The organism is Flavobacterium weaverense, from assembly GCF_003688495.1.
GTDB classification, from domain to species: Bacteria; Bacteroidota; Bacteroidia; order Flavobacteriales; family Flavobacteriaceae; genus Flavobacterium; species Flavobacterium weaverense.
On record NZ_REFH01000008.1, the window covers coordinates 687,954 to 704,720 of the forward strand.

Below are 16,767 nucleotides of genomic sequence, written 5' to 3' on the forward strand. Positions count from 1 at the left end.
ATTTCTGGAAACAGGATAGGGATTGTCGTATGGTTATTTAATTAGAAAATTAAATTGATAATTATAAATATACAATCCCGATGTGAATCGGGATTTTTTTTTGCCTAAAATTTAAAAAATGATAAATAATATAATTGCAATTCAAGGAATTAAGGGTTCTTTTCACCATCAAGTAGCACAAGAATACTATCAGCAGAATGTTGCTGTAGATGAGTGTTTGTCGTTTGAGGAATTGATAGACAGCTTACTTTCAGGAAAATGTGATCAAGCAGTGATGGCAATTGAAAATTCCATTGCAGGTCCTATAATTCCTAATTATGCGTTAATCGATAAAAATAATTTACACATAATAGGAGAGCATTATTTAAATATTAATCAAAATTTAATGGCTTTAAAAGGGCAACGAATCGAAGATATTACAGAAGTGCATTCGCATCCTATGGCAATTTTACAGTGTATGGATTTTTTAAAAAAATATCCGAATATAAAGTTGGTTGAAGATAAAGATACTGCTGAAACAGCTCGAAGAATTCAACAGAATCAGTTAAAAGGAATAGCTGCTATAGCGAGTGAAACAGCTGCAGAAATGTATGGTTTAGAGATTTTAGCGCCTAAGATTCAAACTATAAAAAACAATATGACTCGGTTTGTTATTTTGAAAAAAGAGAATTCATTTGTGCCTGAATCAGAAATTAGAAGAGCTTCAATCAAATTTGAATTAGATCACAAGCGAGGCAGTTTAGCTGCAGTTTTGAATGTAATGAGTGACTGTAAAATGAACCTGACTAAGATTCAATCATTGCCAAAAATAGAAACTCCGTGGAAATATTCATTTTTTGTGGATATTACTTTCGAAAAATACGAAGACTATGCAAAGGCAAAATCATTACTGGTAATTATGGCCGAGTATTTTAAAGTACTAGGAGAATATAAGAACACAAAAGATTAAGTACAAGAAGGAATAAAGATTTAAAATAAAAACATGATTACAACAGCAAAACGTTTAGATACAGTCGAAGAATACTATTTCTCTTCAAAATTGAGAGAAGTAAGACAACTAGCGTCTGAAGGGAAACCCATTATCAATATGGGAATTGGAAGTCCAGATTTATTGCCTGCAAAAGCAGTGGTTGATGCTCTAGTTTTAGCAATGCAAGATAACAATGCGCACCAATATCAAAGTTATCAGGGCTTGCCAGAATTACGCGAAGGAATGGCTAGTTTCTATAAAAACAATTATGATGTTGTTGTAAATCCAGTTAATGAAATTTTGCCATTGATGGGTTCTAAAGAAGGTATTATGCATATTTCATTAGCTTTCTTGAATGAAGGAGATCATGTTTTAATTCCGAATCCAGGTTATCCAACCTATACTTCAGTTACTAATCTAGTTGGTGCAGTACCAGTTTTTTATGATTTAAAAGAAAATACAAATTGGGAACCCGATTTTGAAGCTTTGGAAAAGTTAGATTTATCGAAAGTTAAAATTATGTGGATAGGTTATCCGCACATGCCTACTGGAGCTCGAGGTAGTCTAGAGTTGTTTTCAAAACTTGTGGCATTCGCTAAGAAACATAAGATTTTACTAATAAATGACAATCCGTATAGTTTTGTTTTGAATGATAAACCGATGAGTTTGCTGCAAGTTGAAGGTGCGAAAGAAGTGGCTTTAGAACTAAATTCGTTAAGCAAAACATACAATATGGCGGGATGGAGAGTAGGAATGCTTTTAGGGAATGCTAAATTTATTGATGCTGTTTTGAAAGTGAAAAGTAATATGGATAGCGGAATGTTCTTTGCAATTCAGAAAGGTGCAACCGAAGCTTTAAAGAGTGATTCATCTTGGTTTCAAGATATTAATACGATTTATAGAAAAAGAAGAGTGCTGACTGAGGAACTAGCAGAGAAATTAGGATGCAAAGTTTATAAAGAAGGAGTCGGGCTATTCGTCTGGGCAAAATTACCTGACGGTATAAAATCAGCAGAAAAGTTCATTGATGGGATATTATATGAAAAATCAATTTTCATAACACCGGGTACTATTTTTGGAAGTAATGGTGAAGGATATATAAGATTTTCATTGTGTGTAACTGAAGAAAAAGTTCAAGAAGCAATTGATAGATTCACAACTTAGAGAAGCGATTTATTTCGGAGGATCTTATAATGAATAACAGACTTCTTTGTCAAATTTTCAAACTTTGACAACGATTTAGTAAAGAAGAATGTTCTTAAAGGGCAAAACATTCTAGCCCTGATAGTAGTGAAAATCCTTTTATGTCCGCCACGGCGGAAATAAAAGATTGCAGCGGATAGCAGGAAATAGCTCCTAGTAAAAATTAGGATAATATAGAAAATATAAAATGAAAACATACATAATAGGGATCGGTTTAATAGGTGGTTCGATGGCTTTAGACATTAAAGCGCTACAACCTAATTCCAAGATATTTGGGATTGATAGTAGTGAAAAACATTTGCAAGAAGCAATGGCGCTTGGGATTATTGACGAGCCTGGAAAAATGGAAGATTTAGCAACAGCTGATTTTGTGATAGTTTCGGTTCCGGTAGATGTGGCGACGGTTCTCTTGCTAACGGTGTTAGATTCAATTGGAGAAAACACTATCGTTTTTGAAGTTGGTTCTACTAAATTACCTATTTGTGAAGCTGTTAGTGAGCATCCAAAAAGAAGAAATTTTATAGCGACTCATCCAATTGCAGGGACAGAGTTTTCAGGACCGTCTGCAGCTATAAAAGGTTTGTTTCAAGGGAAGACTAACATTATTTGCGAGGTGGAGAAAACAGCTTTCAAGCTGCAAGAAAAGGCACTAGGACTGTTTAGAGAATTAGGAATGAGAATTCGTTATATGGAACCTAAATCGCATGATAAACATATAGCTTATGTGTCACACTTGTCCCATATTTCTGCATTTATGCTTGGTAAAACGGTTATTCAAAAAGAGAAGCACGAGCAAGATATATTTGATATGGCCGGTTCTGGTTTTGAAAGCACAGTGCGATTAGCTAAAAGTTCGCCAGCAATGTGGACGCCCATTTTTAAGCAAAACAGAAAGCAAGTTGTTAAAACTTTAGAGGAGTATATTTCCAATTTGACTCAGTTTAAAGATTTACTTGTAAACGAGGATTACACCGCCATTTTTGAAGAGATGGAAAGTGTGAATAGAATAAAAGAAATTTTAAATGGAATGGGCAAGTAAGTATTGATCAGTATTGAGTGGTAAGTAACAGTTTGTATTAAAAAAATAAAACATAATAAAAGTAATTAACAACAGTCCTTCTAAATATCTCTCCCTGCTATGGCACGAGCGTAAAATTAAGGACAAATTTAGAAAATATGGAAAATAAGAAAGAAATGAGAAGTTGGTTAGATGATTTCAATTTAACACATCCTTTAGTAATAGCGGGTCCTTGTAGTGCAGAAACAGAAGAGCAAGTTTTAAAAATTGCACACGAATTGAAAGATTCTGATGTAAGTATTTTTAGAGCTGGAATCTGGAAACCAAGAACGCGTCCCGGAGGATTTGAAGGTGTTGGCGAAATTGGATTGAAATGGTTAGTTAAAGCCAAAAAGGAAACAGGTTTGCTAATGGGAACTGAGGTTGCAACTGCGGCACACTGTAAATTAGCTTTAGAATATGACATTGATGTTTTATGGGTTGGTGCTCGTACGACTGCAAATCCATTTGCTGTTCAAGAAATTGCTGATACATTAGCAGGAACTGATAAAATTGTTTTGATCAAAAATCCAGTTAATCCAGATATGGCTTTATGGCTAGGTGGAGTAGAACGTTTGTACGCTGCTGGAATTAAAAAATTAGGTGTAATTCACAGGGGTTTCTCTACATACGAAAAAACTAAATATAGAAATATCCCAGAATGGCAAATTGCAATTGACTTGCAAAATAAATTTCCTGATTTACCTTTAATTATTGATCCATCACATATCACAGGAAACAGAGATATGATTCTTGAAGTAACGCAAGAAGCGCTAAATTTAAATTATGATGGTATGATTATCGAAACTCACACGGATCCTGATAATGCATGGAGTGATGCTGCACAACAAGTAACTCCTGATGCATTGAAACAAATTTTCAAAGATTTGAGAGTAAGAAAGCAAGATGATGTTTCTGATGAATACACTCAAAAAATGACAAAGCTAAGAGCTAATATCGATGTGTTAGATGGCAATTTACTTGAATTATTGGGCAAACGTATGAAAGTAGCAGACCAAATAGGTCAAGTGAAAAAAGATGCTAACGTTGCGGTTCTTCAAAATACGCGTTGGAATGAAATCCTGGGCAAAATGATTTTAGAAGGTGAAAAGAAAGGTTTGACAGAAGAGTTTGTTCTTAGAATGTTCAAGGCAATTCACCAAGAGAGCATTGGTCACCAAGAAAAAATAGTTAACGTATAATACATACACAATTGCGTTTTAACGATTTCTTATTTTAGATTTCGTGTGCTTAAAACATTGAATTCCAAAAAATCCCAAAGTTCATAATTTTGGGATTTTTTATTTAGAGTCACTTATAAAATCATAATTCTAAAATTGTCACTCCTCAATCATAAATCATTTATCTTTGCAAAACATTAGAATTAAAATAAAAATTGATCCTGCACTTTCGGGACGTTAATCTTCAATCAAAATCCTACATGACAGGACTCGTATATAAATCTACAGGAAGCTGGTACACTGTAAAATCCGAACAAGGTGATTTTATAGAATGCCGTATGAAGGGGAAATTTAGAATCAAGGGAATTAAGAGCACCAATCCTATAGCGGTAGGTGACATTGTTGATTATGAACTCGAGGAATCTTCAGACACTGTGACTGGAACAATTCATAATATTCACGAGAGAAAGAATTACATTGTTCGAAAATCAGTGAATTTATCTCACCAAATGCATATTATTGCTTCTAATATTGATTGTGTTTTTTTATTGATTACAATCAATAATCCTCCAACAACTTTTAATTTCATTGACCGTTTTTTGGTTACTGCAGAAGCGTACGGAATAGAAACTATTTTAGTTTTTAATAAAATTGACACTTTAGATGACGCTACGCTTGATGAGCAATTGTATATGCAACATGTTTATGAACAAATTGGGTATAAATGCTTGAGAGTTTCTTCGACTGAAATGAAAGGAATCGAAGCTTTAAAAGAAATAATGATTGGTAAGGTTAGTATGTTTTCAGGACACTCTGGTGTAGGGAAATCGACATTAGTCAATGCAATGGAGCCAACATTACATTTGAAAACAAAGACAATTTCAGAAGCAAGTAAGCAAGGACAACATACCACGACTTTTGCTGAAATGTATGATTTGTCGTTTGGTGCGAAAATTATCGATACACCAGGAATCAAAGGTTTCGGGATTGTTGACATGGAAAAAGAAGAAATCAGTGGCTATTTTCCTGAATTTTTCAAATTGAAAGAGCAGTGTAAATTTAATAATTGCTTACACAAAGAAGAACCTCATTGTGCTATTAAAGCCGCTCTAGAAAGAGATGAAATTCCGTGGTCTCGATACAATAGTTACTTAAAAATACTAGAAGGTGATGATGAAAACTATCGCACTGATATTCATAATGAAGACAGAATAATAAGTGATAAAACAAGAGAATAAAATTGCTCTAAAAACCCCAAATTTAAACTTTAATATCTAATATTTGAAAACAGTAATCCAACGAGTGTCTTCCGCTTCAGTAACAATAGATTCAAAAGTAGTTGCTAATATCGACAAAGGATTACTGGTGTTGATTGGAATAGAAGATGCCGATAGTCAAGAAGACATTAATTGGCTAACCGCTAAAATTGCTAATATTCGGATTTTTGAAGATGAGAATCAGGTAATGAATCTTTCGATAAAAGATACCGAAGGTGATATAATTGTCGTAAGCCAATTTACGTTACAAGCCAATACTAAAAAAGGAAATCGTCCTTCCTATATTAAGGCCTCAAAACCTGATGTTGCTATCCCACTTTATCAGAATTTTGTAAAGCAGCTAGAGAAAGAACTCGGAAAGAAAGTACAAACGGGAGTTTTTGGCGCTGATATGAAAGTTGGTTTAATAAACGATGGGCCGGTAACTATAGTGATAGACAGTAAAAATAAAGAATAAGTTTGAGATTTTAGTTTTCTGCTCGAAATTTAGTAAGAATCATTCTTAAAGATATCTTACTTACAATTCTTTACATTTGTTTAAATTCATTGTCAATGACTTTAGAACAATACATCCAAAATTTAAATTCAGCTATTTTTTCAGCCGATACTAATGATTTAGTCTCGACTAATCTCCCTGATTTTAATCATGAAAGTATTGTTACTTTTAGTAAAAAGATAAATCTAGATTTTATTCCAAAAAAAGAAAATGGAAATGTTTGTTTTGCTAATAACAATGACGAGTTAAGAGACGACTTTAAACAAGTTTTTGACACGACCGATTTTCTGAATTATATTTATGCTGTTTCTTTTTCAGCTATTTTTAAAGAAAAAGTCCAAAAATCTTTTACCAAAGATTTTCCTGAAATCCCATTTCCAAAAGTTGATGATGATTTTTGGAAGCTGGTGAAATTGGGAAGAGAAATGCGAGAAATAAATTTGCTGGAAAGTCCATGTTTAGAAGGGAATATTGCTCAATTTCCTGCTGATGGGAATAATATGGTTCATAATCTACGATTTAAAATTAAGGATACCACCCCGGCCTACAGCCACCCCTCCAAAGGAGGGGAATTTACTAACTCGAATTCCCCTCCTTTGGAGGGGTGTCCTCCGCAGGCGGACGGGGTGGTAAATAACACAACTCCCCCACATTTCACAATCAAAAACATAAAAATATTCCACAATACAATCACCACATTACCTTACAACCCAAAATTAAAAGAAAGAGCAAAAGCACTTCGATACGCATACAACTTGTCAGAGGTATTGTTCTGGATGCAAGTTCATAAAAGTCATTTTTACAAAATAGATTTTGACCGTCAAAGAATTATTGGAAACTACATTGTGGATTTTTACGTAAAAAAGCTAGGTTTAGTTGTCGAAATAGATGGTTCAAGTCACGAAGGAAAGGAAAAGCATGATGCTGAAAGAGAAAATTATTTAAAGTCATTTGGTTTAAAAACATACAGAATTCCTGTTATAGATGTTTTGGAAAATATGAGTAAAACAATGACGGATTTAGAAAATTTTATTATTGAAAACTATGGGGAGATTGATTGTGATGAAATAGAAATACCACCCTGTCCGCCTGCGGCGGATACCCCTGCAGAGCATGGGAATTGTATCGAAGGAAATTGTAGTGATGAAAATCTAGTTAAAGTATTTATCAACCACACACAATATTTTGTAAATATTCCTGAAGCAGTGTGGAATCTATACATCGGAAATTCTCAACCAGCACAAAAATGGCTCACAGACAGAAAAAGTAAGTTACTAGAATCTAAAGATATTAAACAATATCAAAGAATAATAGCTACTTTAATTGTAGCAAATCGAATAATACAACAAATTAATAATTTTGAAATACAGTAAATATGGACTTAAAGAACTCTCAACTTGACGTAGATAATTGGATAAAAGAGCACGGTGTCCGTTATTTCAATGAATTGACTAATATGGCACAACTTACCGAGGAAGTTGGTGAAGTAGCCAGAATAATTGCGCGTCGTTACGGCGAACAATCTGAAAAAGAAAGTGATAAAAATAAAGATTTGGGTGAGGAATTAGCTGATGTTGTTTTTGTGGTTTTGTGTTTGGCAAATCAAACGGGAATTGATTTACAAGCCGCTTTTGACAAAAAGATGAATTTCAAGTCAATTAGAGATAAAGAACGTCACAAAAACAACGAAAAACTGAAGTAATTTGTAGATCATAAATTATGAATTATAATTCACTATTGGTAAATTGCACGCTTCATTTATTTCGAAAATAATCCTACTACACAACTGATAATTACAACATGAATTTACTGTTACAAACTAACCATTCTAATTTAAAAGCTCAAATTGCCGTTACTGGATCAAAAAGTGAAACCAACAGATTGTTATTACTACAAGCTTTATATCCTAATATAACTTTATCAAATACTTCTAATTCAGATGATAGTGAAGTGATGCAGAAAGCATTAAAAGGTAATAATGAAATTATAGATATTCATCATGCCGGAACCGCGATGCGTTTTTTAAGTGCTTATTTTGCTACTCAAGAGGGACGCGAAGTAGTTTTAACCGGTTCTAGTAGAATGCAAGAACGTCCGATAAAAGTTTTAGTAGAAGCTATTGCGCAATTAGGAGTGAAAATCACTTATGAAAAGGAAGATGGATATCCACCAATACGAATCAAAGGACAAAAAATCACAGCATCTAGAGTTACGATGGCTGCAAATGTGAGTAGTCAATATATTTCGGCATTATTGTTAATTGCTCCAAAATTAGAAAACGGTTTAGAATTACTATTGGAAGGTGAAATTACTTCGGTTCCGTATATCAAAATGACATTAGCTTTGCTGAATGATCTTGATATCCAAACTAGTTTTGAAGGAAATGTAATAAAAGTTTTACCGAAGCAAGAAGTAGTTTCTAAAGAAATGGTTGTAGAGTCCGATTGGAGTTCTGCATCCTACTTTTTTAGTTTGGTTGCGTTAGCTGATCAGGCTGCTATTTCATTGACTAGCTACAAAGAAAATAGTTTGCAAGGCGATTCGGCTTTGGTTGAAATTTATAAGCAAATGGGAGTTGTGTCAAATTTTAAAAACAATGTTTTATCTTTAACCAAAACACCAAATTTTAAACCTGAAAATTTAAACTTGGAGCTTAACAACACACCAGATATTGCTCAAACTATTGTGGTAACATGTCTCGGTTTAGGAATTGGTTGTTATTTGACAGGACTTCACACTTTAAAAATAAAAGAGACAGACAGACTAGAAGCGTTGAGAATTGAATTGACAAAATTAGGCGCAAATATTACAGTTACTAACGATAGTTTAACGCTTGCAGCGTCAAATAAAATCAATCAAAATGTAACAATTGCCACGTATAATGACCACAGAATGGCAATGGCATTCGCTCCTTTAGCATTAAAAGTGCCCATTATAATTGAAAATGCTGATGTGGTTTCAAAATCATACCCTGATTTCTGGGAGGATATGAAAACTTTAGGTTTTATTATTTCATAAACTATAGACTAATTCTCAATGTTTGCGGGCTAAACTGCTGATATTTTGTGACTTTCTAACTTTGTTTCTAAATTAAACATCAAAACACTTGACAACGCCTATCTCACAGTCGTATATTTGCACTCTTAAGCAAGTTTACAATTTGTGGCAATTTTTTGCCGGGGAATTTAATCTTTTAAATAAAAAACAAAAATGAAGTTATCACATTTTCAATTCGATTTACCTAAAGAATTGCTTGCAGAGTATCCTGCTGAAAACAGGGACGAAGCGCGTCTAATGGTTATTGATCGTAAAAAGCAAACCATTGAGCACAAGATGTTCAAAGATGTTATCGATTATTTTGATGAAGGCGATGTTTTAATCTTAAATAATACTAAGGTTTTTCCAGCTCGTTTGTACGGGAACAAAGAAAAAACAGGTGCGAGAATAGAAGTTTTTTTACTTAGAGAACTTAATTCTGAGCAAAGACTTTGGGATGTTTTAGTTGATCCAGCACGTAAAATCAGAATTGGAAACAAGTTATATTTTGGTGATGATGATTCACTAGTAGCTGAGGTTATCGACAATACAACTTCTCGTGGAAGAACATTGCGTTTCCTTTATGACGGTTCGTATGAAGAATTTAGAAATAAATTGACTGAACTTGGAGAAACTCCAATACCAAAATACATTTCAAGAGACGTAACTCCAGAAGATGCGGAACGTTATCAAACTATTTATGCTAAAGAAGAAGGAGCTGTTGCAGCGCCTACTGCAGGATTGCACTTCTCTAAACATTTGTTGAAAAAACTAGAAATTAAAGGAATAAAGTTTGCTGAAGTTACGCTTCACGTAGGTTTAGGGACATTTAATCCAGTTGAGGTTGAAGATTTATCTAAGCATAAAATGGATTCTGAGGAGTTGAAAATTACTCAAGAAGCCTGTGATATTGTGAATGATGCTAAAGCTAAAAAGAAACGTATTTGTACCGTAGGAACTACTTCTATGCGTGCTGTTGAAAGCTCAGTTTCATCACATGAAACATTGAATCCTTTTGACGGATGGACTAATAAGTTTGTTTTCCCTCCGCATGAGTTTACAATTCCAACATGTATGATTACTAATTTTCACACACCTAAATCAACTTTATTAATGATGGTTTCTGCTTTTTGTGGACATGATTTAATGAAAAAAGCATACGCAGATGCTATTGAAAAAGAATACAAATTCTATTCTTACGGTGATGCTATGTTAATTATTTAATCTGAATTTATTTCAGATTCTCAATAATTATTTATTTCAAATTCTCAATAATTGGTATATCAAATTAAAGCATAAAAAAAACTCGTCAATATTGGCGAGTTTTTTTTTGGGTGTGCCCCAAGGGTCGTGCTGTACGCTATATCTTTATTTTCTTTCCCAAGAAAATAAAGGATGCCGCTTCCATCACTCACACAATTTACAATGTTAAACCTATTCAGTAGTTTCTAAATGATTAGAAATAATCTAATTCACCTGATATACTAACCGAACAGTGATATTAGCTGTTTTGTTTTTAGAAGCAGTGTTAAACGAACCTCCATAAGAGAAATCTTCAGATGAATTTTGACCTGTTATCTGGAAAACACCCATATCTGATTTTTTAAGATTCCCTAAACTAGCATCTGCATTTTCGGCGATACTTTTAGCTCTTACACTAGCGTCTTTTGTAGCTTCAGCGATCATTTTTATCTTTAGCTCGGCTAATTTTGTATAATAATATTCAGGAGCATTAGAATAAAATTCAACACCTGAATTGATTAGCTCACTAGATTGCCTAGATAGTTCTTCAATTTTATTTACTTCTTTAGATTGGATACTTACACTTTGAGTTAAATTAAATCCAGTAAAAATTTGTTGTCGAGTCGTCCCGTTTTCATTGTAAGTAGTTTCAATGTCTTTATTGAAACTTACCGCTGAAAAAACCATCTCATTAGCTGCAATTCCTTTACCTGACAAATAACTTTTTATTTTCTCGCGATCTGAATCTAATTCGGCGTAAGCCTCTTTCAAAGTCATGCTTTTTTTCGAAAAAGAACCACTCCAAACGATTAAATCAGAAACGAAATCTTTTTTACCTGAACCTGTAACGCTAATAGTGTCGTTACTTTTATTCCGATTCTGAAAAGCATTCGAAAATAAATAAGAGGAAATTACAACAGCTACTGCGATTATAATAACGTTTAAACTATTTTTAAGCATAGATATAAATTTAATGTTCTATCAAAGGTAGTCAATTATTAAGCCAAGAATAATAGTATTAAATTGAAGAGTCTAGATTTGTTTTTTTATTCGTTATAAAATCTCCTTTCCTCTATTTTCTTTTTTCTTATTTTTACAATTCAAATTATACAACATGACTTTCGAAAATACAATTGAATTTGCGCAACGTTTAGATGCTCAAGATAAATTAAATAAATACCAAGACGAATTTATTTTTCCAAAGGTAAATGATAAGAAAGTAATTTATTTTACTGGAAATTCATTAGGCTTACAACCTAAGCGTACAAAAGCTTATGTTGACGAGGTAATGGAAGATTGGGCTAATCTTGCAGTAGAAGGGCACTTTTATGCTGAAAAACCTTGGTGGGATTACCATGAGCGTTTTGCTAATCCCTTAAGTAAAGTTGTAGGCGCTTTACCATCTGAAGTTACAGTGATGAATACACTTACCGTTAATCTTCATTTGCTGATGGTTTCTTTTTACCGACCTACAAAAACGAGATATAAAATTATTTGTGAAGAGAAAGCTTTTCCATCTGATCAGTATATGTTTCAAAGTCAAGTTCATTCTCATGGATACAAAACAGAAGATGCGATTGTAGAAATTAAGCGTCGCGACGGAGAACATAATATTCGAACAGAAGATGTCTTGGCTAAAATTGAAGAAGTAGGTGATGAATTAGCATTAGTCTTAATAGGCGGAGTTAATTATTATACGGGACAAGTTTTTGACATGAAAACAATAACTGCCGCAGGTCATAAAGCAGGAGCTTATGTTGGTTGGGATTTAGCTCATGCCGCAGGAAATATAAAAATGGAACTTCATGATTGGAATGTAGATTTCGCCGCTTGGTGCAGTTATAAGTATATGAACTCGGGGCCAGGAAATGCTTCAGGATGTTTTGTACATGATAAACACCATCAAGACGCTGACTTACCAAGATTTGCCGGCTGGTGGGGACATAATAAAGAACGTCGTTTTAAAATGGAACCTACTTTTGATCCAGTTCATGGCGCTGATGGTTGGCAAATAAGTAATCTTCCAATTCTTTCCTTAGCTCCCTATTTAGCATCAGTAGAAATGTTTGACGAAATAGGAATGGACTCAATTGTTGAGAAAAGAGATTTAATCACCTCGTATTTAGAATTTATTCTTCAAGAAATTGATAAGGAAGTGGACAGTACTTTTGAAATCATTACTCCGTCAAGTCCAGTTGAGAGAGCATCACAATTATCAGTATTACTGCACGGAGAAGGACGCAGCTTATTTGATTTTTTAATGGAAAATGGTGTAATAACAGATTGGCGTGAGCCAAATGTTATTCGTTTAGCGCCAGTTCCATTGTATACTTCTTTTGCTGATATTTATGAATTTGGTCAAATTTTAAAAAGAGGAATTCTACAAGTTGAGAAATAAAATTTCCTAAAATAATCTAAAGAATATTTAATAAAAAAACTGATTTAGAAATAGCAATTATTTCTAAATCAGTTTTTTTATTATATCAAAATATGTTTGAGTACAGCTGCAACGTTAAGCCACAGAAAGTTAAAAAATGACTTTTCTGGAACACGTTCAATTGTAGCTGTTGTCTTTACAACTTCTCCATCCGAATCATTTTTCAAAATTAAATTAGCCAATGCACTTTTAATTTTATTCTTTTTTTCGGGCGCGCCTTTTCTGTAAAGAGTCACTTTTAAATCATGATATTTCAAAGATGCATTTTCATAAGAGTTGAAATCATTTCCTTTTATCGTGAATTTTAACTCATCAAATATCCCTTGTGTAGTGGCATTGATATAAGGTTTAGTAAATCGGTATAAATCGTTCGTATTTAAATTTGAAACTACACCATTCATTGTAAAATTGTCATTTTTGTCCAGTACATTAAAGTTCCAATTTAGCTTGAACGGCGAATCTTTCATAAATTTACAATCTATATCAATGTTTACATGGCCATTTTTTTTAAGTCCGTAACCACTTTGAATATTGGTTGCCGTCAAATTAAAGTCTTTGAATTTAAGTACTCCAGGACCTTTATTAAAACTCAGCTCTTCCTCATAAACTAAAAGAGAGTTACGTATGGCAAGCGTATCTATTCGTAAAGGAAACTTTATATCTCTAAGCAATTTGCTGTACAATGGCTTTTTACGCATGTCATCAGCCGGAAGTTTATTCCTGTAAATGTTAGCGGCTAATTGATTTATCCTAATCGAGTTAGCATTAAAAAATAATTTATCGTCCTTAAATCCCCAGTCAATAGTATTGACTTTAATAATGTCTGAATTCAGAGTAAAAAGATCTTTCTCCTTTTCTAACTTGCTAACAAATTCTTTTCTGCTGTACTCGGGATCTAATTTAAAATTCTTAACAGTTAAACTTTTAGCGTTAAGAATCAACTCATTTGCTTTGATATGATAGTCCTCACTCACACGATAATAAATACTATCTGCATTAAGTTGGTAATTAGAATACTGAAATGGAATTTTGTTTTTCAGAATGTCGTCAGTAATAACGATTCCATCTATTTGCAAATTGAGATTTTTTAGATCTAGAATTGACTGATTTTTTTGATTATGTATTATTTTAAGCTCTCCTTTGTTTAATTTAATGTTTGATACGATAATAATTTCTTGGAAGGGCTTGACAACATCTGAACCTAAACTTTTAGAGTTGTTAATAGCATTTTGAGTGTTCTTGTAGAGATATACTTCTGGAGTGTTAATTTCGATGCTATTGGCTTTAATTCTATCACTAAAAACAAGATCCCATATTTTAAATTCACGTACTTCAATAGATTCTATAGTAGCATATATTCCTATCTTTTTTAAGCTGTCTTGTGATTTACTTTTTGGTGAAATCGTAACGTCGGATGCTGTAATATTTTTTGAGAGAAGGTTAATTTTTAAATTTTTGTAGGTGATATTGTAAGGGGTCTTATTTTTTTCATTGATGACTTTAGGTAACTGTCTATTGAGCCAAAAATTCAAACCAAAGTTTAGCAGTAGTATCAGCACAATGAAACTACCTACTATCAATACTATTTTTTTTAAGATCTTCATATTTTTACTGTTTCTGAGGTATTTTTGAACCAAATTATATTTGTTAGCTATTCTTTTATAAAATAACAACTATTATAAGAGCCAAGAGCGATCAGACATTAATTATATAAGTTATTCTTATAATTATATAAGCAATAGGGATAATTGTATAACTGATATGGAAGAGGTTTGTGTTTCCTTTGCCGTATTATTTATCATTAAAATTAAAATTATGAAAGCATTATATTTTATACTAGTTTCTTTAGTTATCGTTTCTTGTCAAAATCAAGGTAAAACTGATGTTCAGGCAGTGAAACAAGCGACAGTGGATTCAATGAAAGTTGTATTAGAAAAACAAAGAGTGATTGATTCGATGCAGGTTGAGATGGCTCAAATGGAAGAAGCTAAGGTAGAAGAGGCTAAAGTTGAAACGAAAAGAGAAGTTATTGTTGTGAATCAGCAAGCGCCTGCTTCAACTACGACAACAACTACAACTACAAAAAAGAAAGGTTGGAGTAGTACTGCAAAAGGAGCTGTGATAGGTGCTGGAGTAGGAGCTGCAACTGGAGCAATTATCAGTAAGAAAAAAGGTCAAGGTGCTATAATAGGTGGTCTTGCAGGAGCTGGAGTTGGTGCAGGAACTGGAGCAATTATTGACGGAAAGAAGAAAAATTAAATTCTAATTTATATAGAAAAGAGTGTTTAAGTTCGTTAAGAATTTAAACACTCTTTTTATTTAAATCTATTTGTAATTAAAACGAGTCCATATTTTCGATTATTGAATTTGCTTTTATTTTAATTTTGTAAAGTTCTTCAGGATCTATTTTATTCAGTAAATTTAGCATCATTCCCATGCGCTGATTTCCTTTGAAATAGGATTTTTTTTCATCTAAGAAGTTCCAATATAAAGTATTGAAAGGGCAGGCATTATCGCCAAATTTCTCTTTCACATTATAATGGCATTTACTACAATTATTACTCATCTTATTAATGTAACTTCCAGATGATACATAAGGCTTAGTTGCAATAATTCCGCCATCAGCATATTGTGACATTCCTCTAGTGTTAGGCATTTCCACCCATTCAATTGCGTCAATATATACTCCTAAATACCACGAATCTACTTCATCAGGATGAATTTGAGTCAATAAAGTAAAATTTCCTATAACCATCAAGCGTTGGATGTGATGTGCATAAGCATCATCTAAACTTTGGTTAATAGCGTGACTCATACAATTCATTTTAGTTTTTCCAGTCCAGAAAAAATCTGGTAATTTATTGGTGTTGTTCAAACGATTCATTTGAGCATAGTTTGGCATTTCTTTCCAGTAAATTCCACGGACGTATTCTCGCCAACCTAAAATTTGCCGCACAAATCCTTCCACTTGCGAAATTGAAATTGTTGATTCGTTCTTGTAGTAATAATTAATTACGGTTTCGATCACTTCCTTTGGCGAAAGCATCTTGGTATTCATTGCAAATGATAATCTCGAATGAAAAAGAAATTTTTCGTCCGTATGCATTGCGTCCTCATAATCTCCAAAATGCTCTAATAAATTACTGCAGAAGTAATTAAGAACCTCAAGACATTGCTTTCGAGAAGTGGGCCAACTATAATTTTCTAAATCAATGTTTCCAAAAGTAACTATACCTGCTTTCTCAATTTCGGAAACTACTGCTTTAACGTCTTTGTGAAAATTTTTCTCAGTTGGAACTGGAACTTCACCTTTATACTTCTTTCGATTATCAGAATCATAATTCCATTGATTACCCGTTGGTGTTGATCCATCCATCAATACATGTTGTTTTTTACGCATGTTACGATAGAAGTTTTCCATTAGGAGCAACTTTTTTCCTTCGTAGAATTCTGAGAGTTCAGTTCTTGTAGTATAAAAATGTTCTGAATCGAGAGCTTCTGATTTAATATTTAGAGTATCGCAAATCAATTTTAACTGAATATCTAATCGATATTCATCTGGAAGTTGATATTCAAATTTCTCAATCTTATGTTTTTCGATAAGGAGAGAAATAATTTTTTCTAAATTCTGCGGATTTTCAACATCATTTATATGAAAATAAGTCGCTTGATGACCTGATTCTGTTATTGCTGTGTAAAAATTCCTCATCGAGAGAAAGAACCCAACAACTTTTTGAATATGGTGCTTAACGTAATCCGATTCTTGACGCATTTCAGCTAATACGTAAATAGTATTTTCATCAATTTCTTCCAGCCAAGAATGCTGTAAATTCAATTGGTCACCAAGAATTAATCGCAGTTTTTTCAT

Annotated in this window: 15 protein-coding genes; 12 read left to right on the top strand and 3 right to left on the bottom strand. The window is 33.1% G+C overall.

Features of this window, described 5'->3' with window-relative positions; genetic code table 11:
• The first annotated feature begins 121 nt into the window (after positions 1–121).
• The 10 genes from BC961_RS06625 to queA all read left to right on the top strand — a co-directional run bounded on the left by BC961_RS06625 (position 122) and on the right by queA (position 10,444).
• Positions 122–949 (top strand): prephenate dehydratase, encoded by an 828-nt coding sequence (locus BC961_RS06625; RefSeq protein WP_121925118.1) that lies wholly within the window; start codon positions 122–124, stop codon positions 947–949.
• Between the two features lie 33 nt (positions 950–982).
• Positions 983–2,134, top strand: coding sequence for a pyridoxal phosphate-dependent aminotransferase (locus tag BC961_RS06630; protein ID WP_121925055.1), 1,152 nt, complete (start codon positions 983–985; stop codon positions 2,132–2,134).
• Between the two features lie 226 nt (positions 2,135–2,360).
• Positions 2,361–3,212 (top strand): prephenate dehydrogenase, encoded by an 852-nt coding sequence (locus BC961_RS06635; protein ID WP_121925056.1) that lies wholly within the window; start codon positions 2,361–2,363, stop codon positions 3,210–3,212.
• A gap of 137 nt (positions 3,213–3,349) precedes the next feature.
• Positions 3,350–4,432 (top strand): bifunctional 3-deoxy-7-phosphoheptulonate synthase/chorismate mutase type II, encoded by a 1,083-nt coding sequence (locus tag BC961_RS06640; protein WP_121925057.1) that lies wholly within the window; start codon positions 3,350–3,352, stop codon positions 4,430–4,432.
• Positions 4,433–4,671: 239 nt separating this feature from the next.
• Positions 4,672–5,649, top strand: coding sequence for a ribosome small subunit-dependent GTPase A (rsgA, locus tag BC961_RS06645; RefSeq protein ID WP_121925058.1), 978 nt, complete (start codon positions 4,672–4,674; stop codon positions 5,647–5,649).
• Positions 5,650–5,692: 43 nt separating this feature from the next.
• Positions 5,693–6,145 (top strand): D-aminoacyl-tRNA deacylase, encoded by a 453-nt coding sequence (gene dtd, locus BC961_RS06650; protein ID WP_121925059.1) that lies wholly within the window; start codon positions 5,693–5,695, stop codon positions 6,143–6,145.
• Between the two features lie 95 nt (positions 6,146–6,240).
• Positions 6,241–7,557, top strand: coding sequence for a type ISP restriction/modification enzyme (locus BC961_RS06655; protein ID WP_170151292.1), 1,317 nt, complete (start codon positions 6,241–6,243; stop codon positions 7,555–7,557).
• Between the two features lie 2 nt (positions 7,558–7,559).
• Positions 7,560–7,886, top strand: a complete 327-nt coding sequence (locus BC961_RS06660; RefSeq protein WP_121925060.1) for a nucleotide pyrophosphohydrolase — start codon at positions 7,560–7,562, stop codon at positions 7,884–7,886.
• Positions 7,887–7,984: 98 nt separating this feature from the next.
• Complete coding sequence (locus BC961_RS06665; RefSeq protein WP_121925061.1) at positions 7,985–9,202, top strand: 3-phosphoshikimate 1-carboxyvinyltransferase; 1,218 nt, start codon at positions 7,985–7,987, stop codon at positions 9,200–9,202.
• Positions 9,203–9,394: 192 nt separating this feature from the next.
• The gene (gene queA / locus BC961_RS06670) at positions 9,395–10,444 is read left to right on the top strand and encodes a tRNA preQ1(34) S-adenosylmethionine ribosyltransferase-isomerase QueA (RefSeq protein ID WP_121925062.1); all 1,050 of its coding nucleotides are present in this window, start codon (positions 9,395–9,397) and stop codon (positions 10,442–10,444) included.
• Positions 10,445–10,687: 243 nt separating this feature from the next.
• Here queA and BC961_RS06675 read toward each other — a convergent pair whose 3' ends face one another.
• Positions 10,688–11,422, bottom strand: a complete 735-nt coding sequence (locus tag BC961_RS06675; protein ID WP_121925063.1) for an SIMPL domain-containing protein — start codon at positions 11,420–11,422, stop codon at positions 10,688–10,690.
• 154 nt (positions 11,423–11,576) lie between these two features.
• On the opposite strand from BC961_RS06675, the gene kynU reads away from it, so the two are divergent.
• A complete protein-coding gene (gene kynU, locus BC961_RS06680; protein WP_121925064.1) occupies positions 11,577–12,860 on the top strand; it encodes a kynureninase in 1,284 nt (427 codons plus the stop codon).
• 80 nt (positions 12,861–12,940) lie between these two features.
• Here kynU and BC961_RS06685 read toward each other — a convergent pair whose 3' ends face one another.
• The gene (locus BC961_RS06685; protein WP_121925065.1) at positions 12,941–14,503 is read right to left on the bottom strand and encodes an AsmA family protein; all 1,563 of its coding nucleotides are present in this window, start codon (positions 14,501–14,503) and stop codon (positions 12,941–12,943) included.
• A gap of 211 nt (positions 14,504–14,714) precedes the next feature.
• On the opposite strand from BC961_RS06685, the gene BC961_RS06690 reads away from it, so the two are divergent.
• Positions 14,715–15,158: a YMGG-like glycine zipper-containing protein gene (locus BC961_RS06690; protein WP_121925066.1), complete on the top strand. Its 444-nt coding sequence runs from the start codon at positions 14,715–14,717 to the stop codon at positions 15,156–15,158.
• Between the two features lie 76 nt (positions 15,159–15,234).
• Here BC961_RS06690 and BC961_RS06695 read toward each other — a convergent pair whose 3' ends face one another.
• Entirely contained in the window at positions 15,235–16,767 is a 1,533-nt protein-coding gene (locus tag BC961_RS06695; protein WP_121925067.1) for a cryptochrome/photolyase family protein, read from the bottom strand.